Source organism: Streptomyces sp. NPDC039465, assembly GCF_055639315.1.
Genome location: NZ_JBVKAP010000013.1, coordinates 165,847 through 183,344, shown reverse-complemented (window position 1 = coordinate 183,344; position 17,498 = coordinate 165,847). Strand labels below are relative to the sequence as shown.

Annotated in this window: 13 protein-coding genes; 9 read left to right on the top strand and 4 right to left on the bottom strand. The window is 71.7% G+C overall.

Going from position 1 to position 17,498, the window contains the following annotated elements:
* Window positions 1-108: 108 nt before the first annotated feature.
* From eccCa to ACZ7LT_RS31860, 6 genes are read left to right on the top strand one after another with little or no spacing between them, the layout of a single operon-like run.
* Window positions 109-4,062 carry a type VII secretion protein EccCa gene (gene eccCa / locus ACZ7LT_RS31885; RefSeq protein WP_471239588.1) on the top strand — a complete coding sequence of 1,318 codons (3,954 nt, stop codon included), beginning with the start codon at window positions 109-111 and terminating at the stop codon, window positions 4,060-4,062.
* Between the two features lie 13 nt (window positions 4,063-4,075).
* Window positions 4,076-4,588: a hypothetical protein gene (locus tag ACZ7LT_RS31880; RefSeq protein WP_471239587.1), complete on the top strand. Its 513-nt coding sequence runs from the start codon at window positions 4,076-4,078 to the stop codon at window positions 4,586-4,588.
* Window positions 4,585-5,232 carry a hypothetical protein gene (locus tag ACZ7LT_RS31875; RefSeq protein WP_471239586.1) on the top strand — a complete coding sequence of 216 codons (648 nt, stop codon included), beginning with the start codon at window positions 4,585-4,587 and terminating at the stop codon, window positions 5,230-5,232. Before ACZ7LT_RS31880 ends, ACZ7LT_RS31875 begins: the two co-directional genes overlap by 4 nt.
* Complete coding sequence (locus ACZ7LT_RS31870) at window positions 5,232-6,971, top strand: putative T7SS-secreted protein (protein ID WP_471239585.1); 1,740 nt, start codon at window positions 5,232-5,234, stop codon at window positions 6,969-6,971. Before ACZ7LT_RS31875 ends, ACZ7LT_RS31870 begins: the two co-directional genes overlap by 1 nt.
* Complete coding sequence (locus tag ACZ7LT_RS31865; protein ID WP_471239584.1) at window positions 6,968-7,969, top strand: type VII secretion system-associated protein; 1,002 nt, start codon at window positions 6,968-6,970, stop codon at window positions 7,967-7,969. Before ACZ7LT_RS31870 ends, ACZ7LT_RS31865 begins: the two co-directional genes overlap by 4 nt.
* 45 nt (window positions 7,970-8,014) lie before the next feature.
* Window positions 8,015-8,260, top strand: coding sequence for a DUF397 domain-containing protein (locus tag ACZ7LT_RS31860; protein ID WP_471239583.1), 246 nt, complete (start codon window positions 8,015-8,017; stop codon window positions 8,258-8,260).
* A 66-nt stretch (window positions 8,261-8,326) separates the two neighbouring features.
* Here the strand turns inward: ACZ7LT_RS31860 and ACZ7LT_RS31855 are convergent, their stop codons facing one another.
* The 4 genes from ACZ7LT_RS31855 to eccB all read right to left on the bottom strand — a co-directional run bounded on the left by ACZ7LT_RS31855 (window position 8,327) and on the right by eccB (window position 11,996).
* Complete coding sequence (locus ACZ7LT_RS31855; RefSeq protein ID WP_471239582.1) at window positions 8,327-8,620, bottom strand: WXG100 family type VII secretion target; 294 nt, start codon at window positions 8,618-8,620, stop codon at window positions 8,327-8,329.
* Between the two features lie 50 nt (window positions 8,621-8,670).
* Window positions 8,671-9,009, bottom strand: a complete 339-nt coding sequence (locus ACZ7LT_RS31850) for a WXG100 family type VII secretion target (RefSeq protein WP_471239581.1) — start codon at window positions 9,007-9,009, stop codon at window positions 8,671-8,673.
* A 173-nt stretch (window positions 9,010-9,182) separates the two neighbouring features.
* Complete coding sequence (gene mycP / locus ACZ7LT_RS31845; protein WP_471239580.1) at window positions 9,183-10,427, bottom strand: type VII secretion-associated serine protease mycosin; 1,245 nt, start codon at window positions 10,425-10,427, stop codon at window positions 9,183-9,185.
* Window positions 10,428-10,442: 15 nt separating this feature from the next.
* The gene (gene eccB / locus ACZ7LT_RS31840) at window positions 10,443-11,996 is read right to left on the bottom strand and encodes a type VII secretion protein EccB (RefSeq protein ID WP_471239579.1); all 1,554 of its coding nucleotides are present in this window, start codon (window positions 11,994-11,996) and stop codon (window positions 10,443-10,445) included.
* Between the two features lie 190 nt (window positions 11,997-12,186).
* On the opposite strand from eccB, the gene eccE reads away from it, so the two are divergent.
* The 3 genes from eccE to ACZ7LT_RS31825 all read left to right on the top strand — a co-directional run bounded on the left by eccE (window position 12,187) and on the right by ACZ7LT_RS31825 (window position 17,458).
* Window positions 12,187-13,470, top strand: a complete 1,284-nt coding sequence (gene eccE, locus ACZ7LT_RS31835) for a type VII secretion protein EccE (RefSeq protein ID WP_471239578.1) — start codon at window positions 12,187-12,189, stop codon at window positions 13,468-13,470.
* Window positions 13,470-14,243, top strand: a complete 774-nt coding sequence (locus tag ACZ7LT_RS31830; protein ID WP_471239577.1) for a hypothetical protein — start codon at window positions 13,470-13,472, stop codon at window positions 14,241-14,243. The genes eccE and ACZ7LT_RS31830 overlap by 1 nt, the downstream gene beginning before the upstream one ends.
* 239 nt (window positions 14,244-14,482) lie before the next feature.
* Window positions 14,483-17,458 (top strand): SCO5717 family growth-regulating ATPase, encoded by a 2,976-nt coding sequence (locus ACZ7LT_RS31825; protein WP_471239576.1) that lies wholly within the window; start codon window positions 14,483-14,485, stop codon window positions 17,456-17,458.
* Window positions 17,459-17,498: the final 40 nt, after the last annotated feature.

The window sequence follows — 17,498 nt, the reverse complement described above, 5'->3', positions numbered from 1 at the left end:
TAGGATCACCGTCTCGCGGAGGGAAGTCCGCGAGTTGAGGCAGCCACGGGGGCGCCGCTGCGGAGCCGCCCGCCCGTCTTCCGTCCGTATCGAGGGATTGATGCTCCGGTGAGCCAGATCGTCGTCAAACGCCCGCCGAGGTCCCTGCCGCCGGAAGTACCGGCCGAGCAGCTGGTTCTGGAGTCGCCGCCCGAACTCCCGAGGGGCCAGCAGGAGTCCATGCTGATGCAGCTCCTGCCGATGCTCGGCATGGGTTCGTCGGTGGTGTTCTTCTTCATGCCGAACGCCCATCCCTTCATGCGGATCATGGGCATTCTGATGCTGGTGTCGACCGTCGCGATGGCGATCGCGCAGCTGGTCAGATTCCGTAAGGGTACGCAGGGGCAAATTGCCGATGTCCGGCGGGACTACCTCAAATACCTCGCGCAGACGCGGCGTACGGTCCGCCGGACGGCGCGGGCCCAGCGGGACGCGCAGTTCTATTTGCACCCCTCGCCCGAGCAGCTGTGGTCGGTGGTGGCCGAGGGTTCGCGGCTGTGGGAACGCCGGGTCGGTGACAAGGACTTCGCGCAGGTGCGGGTCGGTCTGGGCGCGCAGCAGCTCGCGACGCCGCTGGTGGCTCCGGACACGGCTCCGGTGGACGAGCTGGAGCCGCTGTGCGCGGGTGCGATGCAGCAGTTCCTGGCGGTGCACGGGTCGTTGGACGGGCTGCCGATGGCGGTCTCGATGCGGGCCTTCTACCACGTGACGGTCTCCGGTGAGCCGGAGTCGGCGCACTCGGCGGCGCGGGCGCTGGTGGCGCAGCTGGTGACGCTGCACTCCCCCGAGGACCTGATGGTCGCGGTGGTCGCGGCGCGTGGCGCGCAGGAGCGCTGGGACTGGACGAAGTGGCTGCCGCACACGCAGGCGCCCGGGCAGGTCGACGGCGCGGGCACGAAGCGGCTGTTCGGCGACGACCTGATCGAGCTGGAGCAGCTGCTGCGCAGCCGGCTCGACGGGCGTCCGCGGTTCAGCCGGGACAATCAGCCGGTCCTCGACCAGCCGCACATCCTGCTGGTGCTCGACGGCGGGATGGTGCCGCCGGACTCGCTGTTCGCGGCGGCCGAGGGGCTGCAGGGTGTGACCATCGTCGAGGTGGTCTCCGGTGAGCTGGACGAGCCGCGTGGCGGACTGTCGGTCGTCGTACGGCCGGGGAAGCTGTGGCTGGAGTCGGGCGGCGGTTTCGGGTACGAGGGTGTGCCGGACGGGATCTCACTGCCGGCCGCCGAGGCGCTGGCCCGGCAGCTGGCGCCGCTGCGGATGGGCGGCGGGGACGACGACGAACCGCTGCTCGCCAACCTGGACTTCACGGATCTGCTGAATCTGGGCGACGCGGCGTCGGTGGACGTGGCGCGCACCTGGCGGCCGCGGTCGACGGCGGAGCGGCTGCGGGTGCCGATCGGTGTCGGCGAGGACGGCATGCCGGTGATGCTGGACCTGAAGGAGGCCGCGCAGGAGGGCATGGGCCCGCACGGGCTGTGTGTCGGCGCGACCGGTTCCGGCAAGTCGGAGCTGCTGCGGACGCTGGTGCTGGGTCTGGCGGTGACGCACTCCTCGGAGACGCTGAACTTCGTGCTCGCGGACTTCAAGGGTGGTGCGACGTTCGCGGGTATGTCGCAGATGCCGCACGTGGCGGCCGTGATCACCAACCTGTCGGACGATCTGACGCTGGTGGACCGGATGGGCGACGCGATCCGCGGTGAGCTGCAGCGCCGTCAGGAGCTGCTGCGTTCGGCGGGCAACTACGCCAACATCCACGACTACGAGAAGGCGCGCGCGGCGGGCGCGGCGCTGGAGCCGCTGGCCTCACTGGTCCTGGTCATCGACGAGTTCAGCGAGCTGCTGACGGCGAAGCCGGACTTCATCGACATGTTCATCCAGATCGGCCGGATCGGCCGTTCGCTGGGTGTGCATCTGCTGCTGGCCTCGCAGCGTCTGGAGGAGGGGCGGCTGCGCGGTCTGGACACGTATCTGTCGTACCGGATCGGTCTGCGGACGTTCTCGGCGGCGGAGTCGCGTACGGCGATCGGTGTGCCGGACGCGTACCACCTGCCGTCGGTGCCGGGTTCGGGTTATCTGAAGTTCGGTACGGACGAGATGACCCGGTTCAAGGCGGCGTACGTCTCCGGTACGTACCGTACGGGCGGGCCGCAGCTGTCGTCCGGGTCGCTGCCGATCGAGCGCCGGCCGGCGCTGTTCACGGCGGCTCCGGTGCCGGTGGTGTACGCGGCGCCGGACCCGGCGTATCTGGCGGCGCAGCGCGAGGAGGAGGACGACGCGCTGGCGGACACCGTCCTCGATGTGATCGTGCGGCGGCTGGAGGGTCAGGGGGTGCCGGCCCATCAGGTGTGGCTGCCGCCGCTGGACCGGGCGCCGTCGCTGGACCAGCTGCTGCCGGGTCTTGCGCAGACCGCGGACCGCGGCCTGACGGCGACCGAGTACACGCGTCCGGGCGGGCTGACCGTGCCGCTGGGGCTCATCGACAAGCCGTTCGAGCAGCGGCGTGAGGTGCTGTACCGCGACTTCTCGGGTGCGGCGGGCCACATGATGGTGGTCGGCGGTCCGCAGTCGGGCAAGTCGACGCTGATGCGGACGCTGATCTCGTCGTTCGCGCTCACCCACACCCCGCACGAAGTGCAGTTCTATGCGCTGGACTTCGGTGGTGGCGGTATGTCGTCGCTGGCGGACCTGCCGCATGTGGGCGGGGTGGCCTCCCGGCTCGACCCCGAGCGGGTGCGGCGTACGGTCGCGGAGGTCCTGGGCGTGCTGAACCGGCGCGAGGAGTTCTTCCGGGCGAACGGCATCGACTCGATCGCGACGTACCGGCGCAAGCGGGCGGCGGGTGAGCTGCCCGGTGAGGCGTGGGGTGACGTCTTCCTGGTCATCGACGGCTGGGGCGGCTTCAGGAACGACTACGACATGCTGGAGCCGGTCGTCTCGGACATCGCGGCGCGGGGTCTGGGCTACGGCATCCATGTGGTGATCACGGCGGCCCGGTACATGGAGGTCCGGGCGGCGCTCAAGGACCAGATGCTGGGCCGACTGGAGCTGCGGCTCGGCGATGTCATGGACTCCGAGTTCGACCGCAAGGTCGCGGCGAACGTGCCGACGGGTGTGCCGGGCCGGGGCCAGGTGCCGGAGAAGCTGCACTTCATGGGTGCGCTGCCGCGGATCGACGGATCGAGCGAGTCGGAGGACCTGTCGGAGGGCACGGCGGCGTTCGTGCAGGCGGTGAAGGCGAACTGGGCGGGTCCGGCGGCTCCGGCCGTACGGCTGCTGCCGCGGATGCTGCCGTCGGAGCAGCTGCCGAAGGGCTTCGAGTTCCCGCAGCACGGTGTCGCGATCGGTATCGACGAGACGAACCTGGAGCCGGTGTTCGTCGACTTCGAGACGGATCCGTTCTTCCTGATCTTCGGTGAGAGCGAGTCCGGCAAGACGGCGCTGCTGCGGCTGATCGCCAAGCAGCTGTGCGAGCGGTACACGCCGGAGCAGGCGCGGATCGTCGTCGGTGACTACCGGCGCACGATGCTGGAGGCGGTCGCGCCGTCGCATCTGCTGGAGTACGCGCCGATGGCGTCCGCGATGCAGATGCACATGGACGCGATCAACACGGTGATGACGAAGCGGGCGCCGAAGCCCGACATCACTCCGCAGCAGCTGCGGGACCGCAGTTGGTGGACGGGGCCGCAGCTGTTCGTCCTCGTCGACGACTACGAGCTGGTCGCCACGAACTCCGGCAATCCCTTGCAGGTGCTGGTGGAGAACCTGCCGTTCGCGCGGGACGTCGGCATCCGCTTCATCGTGGCGCGCAGCGCCGCGGGCGCCTCGCGGGGCAGTTACGAGCCGTTCATGCAGCGGGTCAAGGAGCTTGGCGCACAGGGCGTCGTCCTCTCCGGCGATCCGCAGGAGGGCGACATCATGGGCAACGTCCGGGCCCGTCCGATGCCGCCGGGGCGGGGCACGTTCGTCTCGCGCAAGCGCGGGACGCCGCTGGTGCAGCTGGGCTGGCTGCCGGATCAGTAGACGGGGCAGAGAGATGAATTTCGACGAACTGTGGGGCGAGGTCCGCGGCGCGTCCACGGAGCGGGTGCTCAAGGGCGAGGCGGCCGGGCCGTCGCGCCCAGTTGCGGGCGCCCCCGAGACCGCGCCGGTCGAGGCGAAGATGGACGAGTCCGCGATCGCGGCGGCGCGGGAGGCGGTGCTTGAGCGGCTCGCCGACTTCCGCTCGCGGGCGGTGCTCGTCCCGATGGACTCGGCCGGCGGCCTGTGGACCGCGGACCTCGGCGGGATCGCGTGGATCTGCGCGTTCACCGACGAGGAGAAGCTCGCCCGGTTCGCCGTGGCGCGCGGCGAGGAGACGGGCGAGTGGGCCTACCGCCGGGTGCTCGGCTCGCGGCTGCTCGACGAGGTGGTCCCCGCGCTGGCGTTCCCCTGCGGGGTGGCGCTGGACGCGGGTGGACCCGGCGGGACGGTGTTCCCTCCGGTGCAGGGGATCGTGCCCGACCGGGCGGCGGTCGACGTGGACGTCCATGGGGGTGGTAGGGCATGACGGATCCGGACCTCGCGGCATCGCAGCAGGCGCTGGCGCAGATCACCAAAGGCATCAACGGAACCCTCGCCGAGCTGAAGGAGCTCGGGATGGTCGGCGAGGCGGGCATGGGCCGGGGCTTCTCGGACCTGCAGCTGTCGGGCATGGAGTCGGGTCACGACGGCCTGACCTCCGCGCTGAAGACGTACTGCGAGCGCTGGGAGTGGGGCGTGCGCTCCCTGGTGCAGAAGGGCACGCTGTTCGCCGAGCTGACGGGGCTGTCGGCGGGCACGTTCCACGACCAGGAGCAGTACATCTCGGGCGCGTTCAAGGTGCTGACGAACTCCGCGATGGGCAACCCGTATGCGACGGAGGAGGAGATCACCCAGAAGAGCTGGGGCGATGTCCTGTCCAGCAACCCGGTGACGCACGTGATGAACGCGGACTACAGCGAGAAGTCGTTCGACACGGCGCGGGAGAACAGCAAGCAGGCGTGGAAGGACACGGCCTGGGACGTTTCCACGTCCAAGATGGTGCTCACCAACGGGATCATCGACGCGGCGGGCATGCGGGACGAGATGGACCAGGGGATGCGGGAGGCCTTCGGACCGTCGCCGGAGGAGCGGGCGAAGGCCGCTGAGCAGCAGGGTGGAGGCCAGGGCTGATGGTGGACCTCGGGGGCATAGTCAGCGGGGGCAAGAACCTCCTTGACAGTGGTCTGGAGAAGATCGAGGACGGGGTCGAGGCCGGGAAGAAGGTCATCGGTCACGGCATCGACCGGGGCACCGACATTGTCGGTGAAGGCCTGGAAAAGGTCGGTGCCGACGACTGGGCCGACAAGGTCACCGACTGGGGTGACGACACCGCCTCCGGGCTCGGGGCCAAGGTCGGTGAGCAGCAGCTCGGGCAGACCGAGGAGGCCAACGAGCTCATCCACGGCAAGCCCGACAAGATCCGCGAGGCCGCCAAGCACCTCACGGACTTCCACGCCGCGTTCGACCGGGTCGGCACCGGCATGCGGACGCTGGACTCCAACGGCTGGAAAGGCCAGTCCGGCAACGCCTTCCGCGCCAAGCTCGCCATGGAGCCGAAGAAGTGGCTCGAGGCAGCGGACGCCTGCGAGGCCGTCGGCACCGCCCTGACCCGCTACGCCGACACCGTCACGTGGGCGCAGGACAAGGCCAAGGAGGCGATCGCGCTCTACAAGAAGGGCGTCGAGGACTCCAAGAAGGCCGTCGCCGCCTACAAGACCAAGGCCGACGCCTTCGACGCCGCGGTCAAGGAAGGCCGCGACCCGGGCCCCGACCTCCCGCCGTTCAAGGACCCCGGCGAGGCCGACATCGAGCGCGCCCGCGACCTCCTCGAGGAGGTACGGCGCCAGCGCAACGCGGCCGGCGACGCGGTCCGGCAGGTCATCTCGAAGGCCACCGAGCTCGCCCCCGCCGAACCCCCCGCCTCCAACCGCCTCGCCTCCAACGCGATCGACGCGTACGGCGCGCTGAACATCGAGACACTCCACGTCGCGGGCGGTGTGGTCAAGGGCGTCGCCGGCATCGTCAACTTCGCCCGAGGCCTCAACCCCCTCGACATCTACAACATCACCCATCCCGCCCAGTACGCGCAGAACGTCAACATGACGCTCGCCGGGCTGGTCTCCACCGCCGCGCACCCCGAACGCATCCCCGCCGCGCTCATCGAATCCTTCAAGAAGGACCCCAGCGAGGGCCTCGGCCGGCTGTTGCCCGAGATCTTCGGTACGAAGGGGCTGGGCGGGGTCCGTACGGGCATCCGGGTCGGCGCGAAGGAGGGCGCGGAGGCGGCGCTGGAGAACGCCGGCAAGCACCTCGACGACGTGCCCCAGCAGAAGATCCCGGACCAGCCGAGCCACCCGCCGACGGTCCACGACAAGCTGCACGCGGCCGCGGACCGGTCCGTGGACCCGGACAAGGTCCCCGACCACGCCGTGTGGCGCACGACGGACGAGCCGCTGTGGCGCAACGACGACCGCAGCCCGGACGAGATCTTCCGCGACGGCTTCAAGCCGTGGAACAACCACAACTACGACCTGGACAACTACGTCCTGTCCAACCAGCACTCCGTGTACGTGGCGACCACCCGGGACGAGGCGCTCTCGTGGGGGTCGAAGTATCGTTACGAGGTCGACGCCCCCAACGGTATCGACGTCAACGCCTCCATTCCGAACAACATCCACGCCAGGGAGAGCGAGATCGCTTTCCCGGGCGGCGTCCGTACGGAGAACATCAAGGGCGTCTGGGAGAAGCTGCCCGACGGGTCGAGTCAGTTCACGCCCAATCCGCACTACAACCCGCATGCGGGGGCCGGCGGCGGCCCCGCACCCACCGCACCACCTTCTAGCCTGCTACCCCCTGGATGGACCCAATGAGCGAGACGCTCCTCGGCAGCCGCGACGACGCCACCGCCGTGCGCGGCACGGAGCGGGCACGGTGTGCCCTGCGCTGGTGGCGGGAGGACGGCGCGCCGCTGCCGTACGGGGTGGAGGCGGTCGGGCCCTGGGGGTCCGTCCAGGGCCGGAATCACGACCTGTCGCACGCGCTGGCCGAGGTGCGGCGGCAGCTGGAGGCCGCGGGCTGGCTGCTGGCCGTCAACGGAGCGCGGCCCGACGTACGGCAGAGCGGGATGGTGGCCGGCAGCGGCACCGACCGGGCCTACGTCATCACCCCGGGTGAGCCGACCGATCCGGGGAAGATGGTCGGCCTCTTCGACGACGCCCCGGTCGAGGCCGTGATGACGGTCGCCGATCAGGACGCCGCGTACCGCCGGCTGCTCGACACCCCGATGCGGCGGCCGACCGCGCAGGAGCCCTCGGGGCCGCCCACCCCGCGGCTCACCGACGAGCTGCGGGCGCAGGCCAAGCGAGCGCCCGGGACCTGGCTGTACTCGATCGACCCGATGTACGACCCGGCCGGTCAGGTGCCGCCGTTCGCGATCATCGGGGCGTGGCCGGTCAACAACTACGGGGACCCGGGGCCGTTCACGCACAATCCGAACTACCGCCCCTCCCCCGTGAGCCTGGGGATGCCCGCGCCGACCGATGCGGTGGACGCGGCGCTCCAGCGCGCCGCGACCGGGCACGGTCCGGACGAGGCCGTGGTCGAGGCGCTGGCCGCCGCGACCGTGTACCTGCCCGACGACGGGCCCGACATCGCGGTCTACACGGACGAGCAGGGCGAGTTCGTGCCCGTGCTGACGCATCCGGACCATGCTCCGGCGACGGTGCCGCGGCTGCGGCCCGTGGAGTGCGCGCAGTTGGCGCGGCTGCTGCCGCCGGAGATGGGCCTCAAGCTCAATCCGGGCGGCCGCGTCTCCGTCCGGATCCCGGTCTCGGACGTACGCGCCACGGCGGAGCGTCTCGGCAAGTAGGGTGCCTCACAGGCTCGTTCACAGCACCGGGAAAGGACCGCGCCGATGGCTGACGCCAGCGAGAAGGAACGTCAGAAGGAAGAGCTCTACGCCCTCGACATCTCCGGGGTGGAGTGGCACGGGGCGCCCGGGACCAGTGCGGACGAGGAGCGGGTCGAGATCGCCTATCTGCCCGAGGGGGCGGTGGCGATGCGGTCGTCGCTCGACAAGGACACCGTGCTGCGCTACACGAAGGCCGAGTGGGACGCCTTCGTGCTGGGCGCGCGCGACGGCGAGTTCGATCTGCGGTAGCCCAGGACATGCGTAAGGGGGGTGCCCGCTGGTGCGGGCACCCCCCTTACGCATGGTGGTGCTGGGTCACATCATCATGCGGAAGCGGGCCGCGTTGCCCTTGTCCGTGTCCTGGTAGCCGATGACGGACTCGTCGAGCAGCTGCGCGATGCGCTTCAGGTCGGTGTTCAGGCCGGTCTGGTCGCGGGTCAGGCGGTCCTGGATCTCACGGTAGGCGGTCTTCGCCTCACCGTCCCAGGCGTTCGCGACCCGGTTGACCTCGGCCATGAGGTCCTCGAGCTTCTGGTTGAGCTGGGAGGCGGTCAGACGGACGTCGCCCGCCGCCTGCGTCACCGTGTCGTAATTGACGGCAGTGGTCATGACTACTCCTTGTGGCGGATGTACGCGGAAGTCTCGGAAAGGGGCGACGCTCAGGCCATGCCGAGGATGGCGCTCTGGCCCTGCGTGGTGTCGTCCATCTTCCGGAAGGACTTGATGCGGTCCTCTTCCTCACGCGTGAAGCCGTCGGCGCTCATCCGCATGATCTCCTCGAGCTTCACGAGCTCGACCCGCATGTTCCGCAGACGCAGGTTCAGGTCGTTCTGGACCCGGTCGTACTCCTTGCTGGCCGCGCCCTGCCAGCCCGCCTGAATGCGGTCCACCACGCTGTTGAGCGAGGTGATGCGCGCCTGCAGCTCGTCGTGGAAGTCCTGGATCCGGCCGGCGAGCTTGATCTGTTCGGCACTAGTTACATTCAGGTCTTTCGACATCTTGCCCCTTCTTCGTTCGATGACGGCGGCCGCGTGGCCCCCGTGACCGGTCGTGATGCGGACGGGTATCTCGTGATGCCGCCCCCGTGCTGGATCACTCGCGCAATCCCAGCCGTCACTCTAGCCATTTGATACGACAGTTCCAACTGCAAAGTTCCGTATGGAGACTTGGCTCACCTGGCCCGTTTGCGGCGGCTGTCGCGGATCACCGTGGCGCTGCCCGCGACCACCGCGACGAGGACTCCGCCGATGCCCAGGGCATACGTCGCGAGGCGCTCGGCGCGCTCCTGGGGGGTCTCCGTCATCGCCAGATGCGCGGGCTCCGGGGCCGGCGGCCGGGGCGGTGCGGGGTCGGGGGTGGCGGCCTGCGGCGGACCCGCGTCGCCGTCCAGGGCGCGGACCGGGTCGACGACACCCCAGCCGACGTGGTTGTCATGGCCGTTGATGGAGCGTTCGGCGGTCTGCTCGATCTGGGCGACGACCTCGTGCGCCTTCCACTTGGGGTACTTGGCCCGCACCAGGGCGGCGACCCCGGCGACGTACGGGGCGGAGAAGCTGGTGCCGTTGTCGACGCACTGTCCGTTGCCGGGGACGGTGGAGACCACGTCCACACCGGGTGCGGCGACGCCCACGAAGGTGCCGGACTGGGAGAAGACGGCGCGTTCGTTGTTGCGGTCGGAGGAGGCGACGGCGAGGACCCCGGGGAAGGCGGCGGGGTAGGTGTTCTTCAGCTTGCCGTCCATGCCGTCGTTGCCCGCGGAGGCGACGACGACGATGTCGGCGGCGAGCGCCCGGGCGACGGCCTTGCCGAGGTCCGAGTTCTGGGTCAGCGACTGGGTGGTGTCCTGCGAGATGTTGATCACGCGGGCCTTCTTGGCGATCGCGTGGTCGATCGCCTTGGCCATCGTGTCCGACTTGCCGCTGTTCTTCTCGTCGTTCTGGCGGATCGGGATGATGGTCGCCTCGGGCGCCAGGCCCACGAACCCGGTGCCCTTGCGGGGGCGGGCGGCGATGATTCCGGCGACCTTGGTGCCGTGGCCGACCTCGTCGACGGTGCCGTCGGTCTTGCCCCGCTTGGCGTTCGCCTCGTCGGAGGCGTCCTTCAGCGGCTTGAGGAAGTCGGCCCCGGACTTCGCGTCGACGGCCTTCTTCAGCTGCGGGTTGATGTCGTCGACACCGGTGTCGATGACGGCGACCCGGATGCCCGCGCCCTTGGTGTCCTGCCACAGCTCGTCGAGCAGCACCCGCTGGAGCGGCCAGGGGGTGCCCTCGATCTGCTTCTTCATCGGGAAGGTGCACTCACCGCCGCCGTCGAGCGCGTACGGACCGGGAGCGGCCGGGGACGCGGCGGCGGGCGACGTCAGCAGGGCCGTGAGGGCCGTGGCGGCGGCCAGGACGGCAGGGGTGCGGTACGGCATGGCAGGCACTCCCCCTCACGAACCCTGCGGCTGGCGCGCGCTGTTGGTGTCGAGCCGCGGGCCCTTGGACAGGAACTCCGACCAGGCGATCGGCACGAGCGAGGGGACGACGTTCTGGTAGCCGAGCCGGATCTGCGCCTGGCTGGGCTCGGGGCGGCCGTCCTGCTGCTTCTCCTGCGCGCCCGCGCCGATGTCGGAGCGGGCCGCGTCGCTGTCGCCGTTGGCCTGCACGGCGTACCGCAGCCCGGTGTCGGTGACCAGGAAGAGCGAGCCGTCGGGCTTGGTCTGGGTGCCGCGGACCTGCGTGTAGAGCAGTCCGCTGCCGGGCGTGACGTAGGTGCTGGTGCCGCCGGCCGTGATCTCGGCCGGGTACTTCGTACCGGCCCAGGTGGACAGCGTCGTACGCCCCTTGGAGTCGACCTCGCGCAGCACGCTGCAGACCGTGTCGCGGGCGTCGTCGCCGCCGGTGGCGTTGGCCTGCTCAGCCTTCTTCTGCGGCCAGCGCAGGTCGGAGCCGAAGGTCGTGCCGTCCGGGGTGAAGGAGGCCGCGTCGACGGTGGTGGCCTTGCCGTCCATGTCGAGCAGGTCGGTCTGCGGGGAGTTGATGAGCAGCCAGGCCATGAAGTCGGAGACCGGCTGGACCTTGCCGGGGAGGACCACGTAGTGCTGCGGGCCGGATCCGGTCTGCGCCAGCAGGACCATGCCGACCCGGTCCTCGGTCTTGGTCAGGCCGCCGCCGATGCCGGCGTCGTCGCCGACCTTGCCGGGCACCACGGGGAAGTCGATGGGGCTGCCGGTGTGCAGGGTGTTCAGCCAGTCGTCGGTGACCTGCTGGGGTTCCTTGTTGAGGCCGACGAGGGCGGTGGTCAGACCGGCCGCCTCGGCGGGCTTGCCGCGGACCAGGTACTTCGTCCCCTCGGCGTCGACGAGATAGCGGGGCGAGCCCTTCTGGCCCTTCACGTACAGGACCTGGCCGCCGGTCAGCCGCTCCTTGCCGTCGGTGCGGGAGAAGTCCCGGTCGGCGAAGACGAACGTGGCCTTCTGCACACTGGCGCCCTTGCCGCCGCCGGGCTGCTCGCAGACCGCCCAGCGCTTGGCCTTGGCGGCCTCGGTGTGGGTGGGGAGGCGGTCGGGGGCGTAGGGGATGCCGAGGATCGGGCCGCGCGGCGGCTTGCCGGCGTCGAGGATGGAGTCCTCGACCTGGATCACGGCGAACTGCTGCGGGGTCAGCAGCAGCCGGGCGGAGGCCAGATTGAGCACCGGGTGCAGCAGGGTCTTCTTGTCCTTGCCCTTGCCGGTCTGCAGGACGACGTAGCGGGTGGTGGACTGCTTGCCCACGATGACCTTCGTGCCGGGCGCGTCCCAGCCTTTGGGGGCGTTGGGCTTGAACATCCCCCAGGCGCCGAACCCGGCCACGATCAGCGCGGCGACGATCAGGCTGGGCACCACCGCGCGCAACGGGCGCGGTGCCCCCTCCTCGGTACCCGAGGGTGAGGGTTGGAGGAATGCGGCCACCGTGCGCTTCTTCGCAAAGGTGTACGCGTTGAGCTCATCCCGCCGTGATGCCATGAGTCCCCATCTTCGAAAGGCACAGTCTCCACACGAGGGTCCGGGGAGCATGGCACCCGGGCCCCGGCTGTCGGACCGGCCCCCTACTATGCCTGCTGTCCGGTGGTGCTTGTGGGGCGGGTAGGGTGATCCAGCCGCCAAAGCCCTGGCAGGCCAGGGTGATCGGGACGAATTGGGGGGATTGCCCATCATGGCTTCCGCGACGCAGACGCGGCCTGCCGCGGCCGCGCCGAGCACGGTGCCGTCGCAGGGGACCGCCGCACCTCGCCTCAAGGCCCGTCCCGGGCATTTCGGATCGTTCCGATTGCAACAGCTCGTACTGGTCGAGGTCGCCGCGGCGCTGCTGCTGGTGGCCTGGGTGGTCGAGCCGATGCTGCTGATCCCGGCCGGTGTGGCCGCCACGCTGCTGGTGCTGCTCGCCGTCGTGCGCCGCCACCGCCGGTCCCTGCCGGAGTGGCTCGCCACCGTGCTCGCGCTGCGCGCCCGGACCCGCAAGGCGGCCTCGCAGGTCCCGCCGCCCGGTACGGAGCCGGGGCTCGCACCGGTCGTCGAGTGCGATCCGGCGCTGCGTACGTACACCTTCAGCGACCGCGACCGGCGGCCGGTGGGAATGATCGGCGACGGTACGTTCCTCACGGTCGTCCTCCAGGTCGAGTCGGACGCCACCGCGCTGCGCCCCGACCGCTCGGCGCGCCCGCTGCCGGTCGCGCTCGTACGGGACGTGCTGGAGGTCGACGGCATCCGGCTGGAGTCGGCGCAGATCGTGCAGCACACCCAGCCCGCGCCCGCACCGCATCTGCCCGAGCAGTCGATGGCCGCGCGCAACTACGTGCCGCTGCAGGCCCAGACGGGTTCCCCGGCCGTCCGCATCACATGGATCGCGCTCAAGCTCGACCCCGAACTGTGCCCGGAGGCGGTCGCCGCGCGCGGTGGCGGTCTTCAGGGCGCGCAGAAGTGCGTCGCACGGGCGGCGGACCAGCTGGCGAGCCGGCTGGCCGGGGCCGGTTTCTCCGCCACCGTGCTCACCGAGCAGGAGCTGACCGGCGCGATCGCCACCTCCTCCTGCGCCAATCCGCTGGCCATCGCGCAGGCGGGCCGCTCCCAGGCGCCGGGCCGCCGGACCCAGGAGACCGCCCGGACCTGGCGCTGCGACGACCGGCGGCACACCACGTACTGGGTGGGGCGCTGGCCCCAGCTGGGCGGCGGGGGTGCGCCGATGCCGCAGCTGGTCGCGCTGCTGACCTCGCTGCCGGCGCTGGCGACGACGTTCAGTCTGACCCTGGCCGGAGGGGACCGTCAGGAAGTGACGGTCACCGGTCACGTACGCATCACCGGTCGCAGCGACGAGGAGCTGCTGGCCGCCCGTCATGAACTGGAGCGCGCCGCGCGCGGGGTGAAGACCGGGCTCGTACGGCTCGACCGTGAGCAGCTGCCCGGCGTGCTCGCGACTCTTCCGCTCGGGGGTGCCCGCTGATGTCCGTCTCCTCTCCTTCCTCCGCTTCGTCGGCCCCTTCCGTACGGAGTACGGGTACGGGACGGCAGGGCCGGCCCCGGATCGGCTTCGGCCTGATCGGGCCGCGCCGCGACCGGCACGCCCTGCCACTGGAGCAACTGGACGCGCTGGCGCTGCCCGTCGGTGACGACGGCGTGGTCATCGGTGTCGACGCGGCCGGCCGGCCCGCCGTGCTCGGCATCAACCGCCCTTCGGCGTACGAGATCACGCTCATCGGCGGTCTGTGGACGGCGCAGGTGATGGCGCTGCGGGCGGCCGCGACCGGGGCCCGGGTGGCCGTGGAGACCGGCCGCGCCCACGCCTGGACGACGCTCGCGCAGGCGGCGGGCGGCGGCCAGCCGTGCATCACGCTGCACGACGTCGGACGGGTGCCGCCGCAGGGTGCCTCGGCGGGCAGTCCGGTGGTCGTGGTGCGGGACTGCGGTATGCGCCCGCCGCGCGGCCGTGTGGTCTCGGCGCCCTGGCAGTCGGTGGTGACGCTGCTGCCGTATCTGAGCCCGGTGGCGCCGCGGCTGATGGAGAAGTCGGGTCTGGTCGGGGTGCAGCGCGTCTCCCCGGACGAGGCCGCGCAGATCGGGCGGATCATGAATCTGCCGCAGAGTGAGTCCGAGGCGCTGTCCACGCTCGCGGACGGCGTGACGCTGTGGTGCACGCCCGGCGACCGGCAATTCGTGATGACGCAGGCGACCGACGCGGAGACCGGGCTGCTCGGGGCCGCGCGCCGGATGGACTGACCTGTCCCGTTTCGCCATCTGTTGGCCACCCGCAGGTCGCCTGCGACGGACCAGTCGGACAGCGGTCGACCGGCCGCCCTGCCGTGCGGCCGCGGTTGGCGATTAGGGTGGGAGCGGCGCGGCCAGAACCTGACTGTGGGAGAGCCGCGTCACCAGGGGAGAGCCGGGCGGCCCCGAGACAGGGACGGCCGCCCCGCCCACGACGGCACAAGGGTGCTCGACCACACCAGGAGGCAATAGTGAACGGCGATCGGGACGAGATCCGTGGGGGCTGGGACACGCCCGTCGACGATCAGTCCGACGCGGATCCCGCCGAGATGACGGGTGAGTTCACCATCGACTACACCCCGCCCGCCTGGTACACGCAGAACGCGTCGGGGGATGCTTCGGGGGCGGGGACGCCGGGCGGTGGTGCGACGCCGCCGCCGCCTACCGGTGCCCCCATAGCGGTGCCCGGGCTGCCGGCGGGCAGTGGCTTCGAGCCCAACTGGGCTCCGGCGGCCGGGGCCCCGGTGCCGCCGCCCGCTCCGGTAGAGCCGGCCGCGCCGGCGCCCGCACCCACGCCCACGCCCACGCCCGCTCCGGTAGAGCCGGCCGCGCCGGCGCCGGCGCCCGCACCCACGCCCACGCCCGCTCCGGCGCCCGCCGAGGCGGCCGCGGAGCCCTTCGGCGGCGGCGATGTGGAGAGCGGCGCGACGATGCGGTTCTCGCCCGCGGCGCTGAAGCGTGAGATGGCGAAGATCGCGGAGGCGAAGAAGGCGGAGGAGAACGGCGGCGGGGAGGCTGCCGAGGCGTCCCCCGTGGACCAGACCGGCGAGCCCGGCGACGCCACGGAGGCGCCCGAGGCCGCCGCCGCGGAGGTCCAGGACGAGGCGAAGGAGCCGGCCCCGGCCGGGGACGCCGCCGAGGACCCGGAGCCCGCGGAGGCACCCGCGCCGCCCCAGGCCGAGGCCGAGCCTGAGGCGCAGGCCCAGCCCGAGGCATCGGCGGACGAGCCGTCCGACGCGGCTCCGGCCGACGCCGCCCCCGCCGAGCAGCCGCAGGACGCCACGCCCGCGGCCCAGCCGTGGTCCGCCCCGGCCGCCCCGCAGGGCGGGGCCGGGCTGCCGCCGCTGCCGCCCGCGTTCCAGCCCGCCGCGCCCACGGCCGCGCCGCAGTGGCCCGTCCCGGCGCCCACCGCCGACCAGTCGGCCCCGCCGCAGTCCGCGCAGCCCCCGGCCGCGCCGGTGCCCGCGCCCGCGTGGCCGGCGCAGCCGACACCGGGCGCCGAGGTGGCCGTACCGCAGGGCGTGTACGGACCCCCGCAGCCCGCGGCGACCACTCCCCCGGCGCCGCAGGGCGGCTACGGCTTCCCGCAGCCGGACGCCAACGCGCCTGCCCCGCAGGGTGGTTACGGCTTCCCGCACCCCGGTCAGCCGCAGCCCGCCCCGCAGGGCGGATATGGATTCCCGCACCCCGGCCAGCCGAACCCGGCCCAGCCCGCGCTGCCCGCACCGGCCGCGCCGCTGCCGCCGCAGACCCCGGACGGCCACCAGGGTGGTTACGGCTTCCCCCACCCTGGACAGCCCCAGCCCGCCCAGCCGAACCCGGCCCAGCCCGCGCTGCCCGCGCCCGCCGCGCCCCTGCCGCCGCAGGTGCCGAACGCCGCCGCGCCCGCGATCCCGCTCCCGCCGCCGGCGCCGGACGGGCAGCAGGGCGGCCAGCAGGGCGCGCTGCCGCCGGGCTACCAGGTGCCGTCGGGGCCCGTGCCCGTGCCGCCGCAGGAGCAGCAGCACGCTCCCGTCGATCCGCGCACGGGGGCCGCGTGGCCCACGCCCGTCACACACGATCAGCGCGAGCGCTCGGTGCCGGGCGCCCCGCTCGGGTACACGGCCGCCGTCGAGCTGTCCTCGGACCGGCTGCTGCGCAACAACAAGCAGAAGGCCAAGTCCAGCCGGAATCCCGGTGCCGCCGCCCGTTTCAAGATCGGCGGCAAGAAGGAGGAGGCCGAGCGGCAGCGGAAGCTGGATCTGATCCGCACGCCGGTGCTGTCCTGCTACCGGATCGCCGTGATCTCCCTCAAGGGCGGTGTCGGCAAGACCACGACGACCACCGCGCTCGGCGCGACGCTGGCCACCGAGCGGCAGGACAAGATCCTGGCGATCGACGCCAACCCGGACGCCGGTACGCTCGGCCGCCGGGTGCGCCGCGAGACCGGGGCCACCATCCGTGACCTCGTCCAGGCGATCCCGTACCTCAACTCGTACATGGACATCCGCCGGTTCACCTCGCAGGCGCCGTCCGGTCTGGAGATCATCGCCAACGACGTGGACCCGGCCGTCTCCACGACGTTCAACGACGAGGACTACCGCCGGGCGATCGACGTCCTCGGCAAGCAGTACCCGGTCATCCTCACCGACTCCGGCACCGGTCTGCTCTACAGCGCCATGCGCGGTGTGCTGGACCTGGCCGATCAGCTGATCATCATCTCCACGCCCTCGGTCGACGGCGCCTCCAGCGCGAGCACGACGCTCGACTGGCTCTCCGCGCACGGCTACGCGGATCTGGTGCAGCGCTCGATCACCGTCATCTCGGGGGTCCGCGAGACCGGCAAGATGATCAAGGTGGACGACATCGTCCAGCACTTCGAGACCCGCTGCCGCGGGGTCGTCGTGGTCCCCTTCGACGAGCACCTGGCGGCCGGTGCCGAGGTCGACCTCGACATGATGCGCCCGAAGACCCGCGAGGCGTACTTCAACCTCTCGGCGATGGTCGCGGAGGACTTCGCACGGGCGCAGCAGGCGCAGGGGCTGTGGACCGGCGACGGCCAGGGCGGCCTGCCGCCGCACATGGCCCCGCCGATGCCCGGCCACGCGACGCCCGGCCAGCAGCAGCCCATGCCGGGTCAGCCCGCGCCCGGTCAGCCGTACCCGCAGCAGCCGTACGGGGGCCAGCCCTCGCCCGGCCAGCCGATGCCCGGTCAGCCGATGCCGGGTCAGCCCTATCCGCCGCAGCAGCCGTACGGCGCCCAACCCATGCCCGGCCAGCCCTACCCGCCGCAGCAGGCCCAGGCCGGTGTGCCGCAGCAGTGGCAGCAGCCCGGACAACAGCAGCCCCCGGCGCAGCCGGGACAGCAGCCCGGACAGCAGCCGCAGGCGGAACTCCAGGGTCCGGTTCCCCCGGTCGGCTGGGGCCAGCAGCAGCCTCCGCAGGCGCCGCCAGCCCCTCAGCAGTAAGGCGTCAAGGGCATAGACCAATGAGGGCCCGTACCGGTGT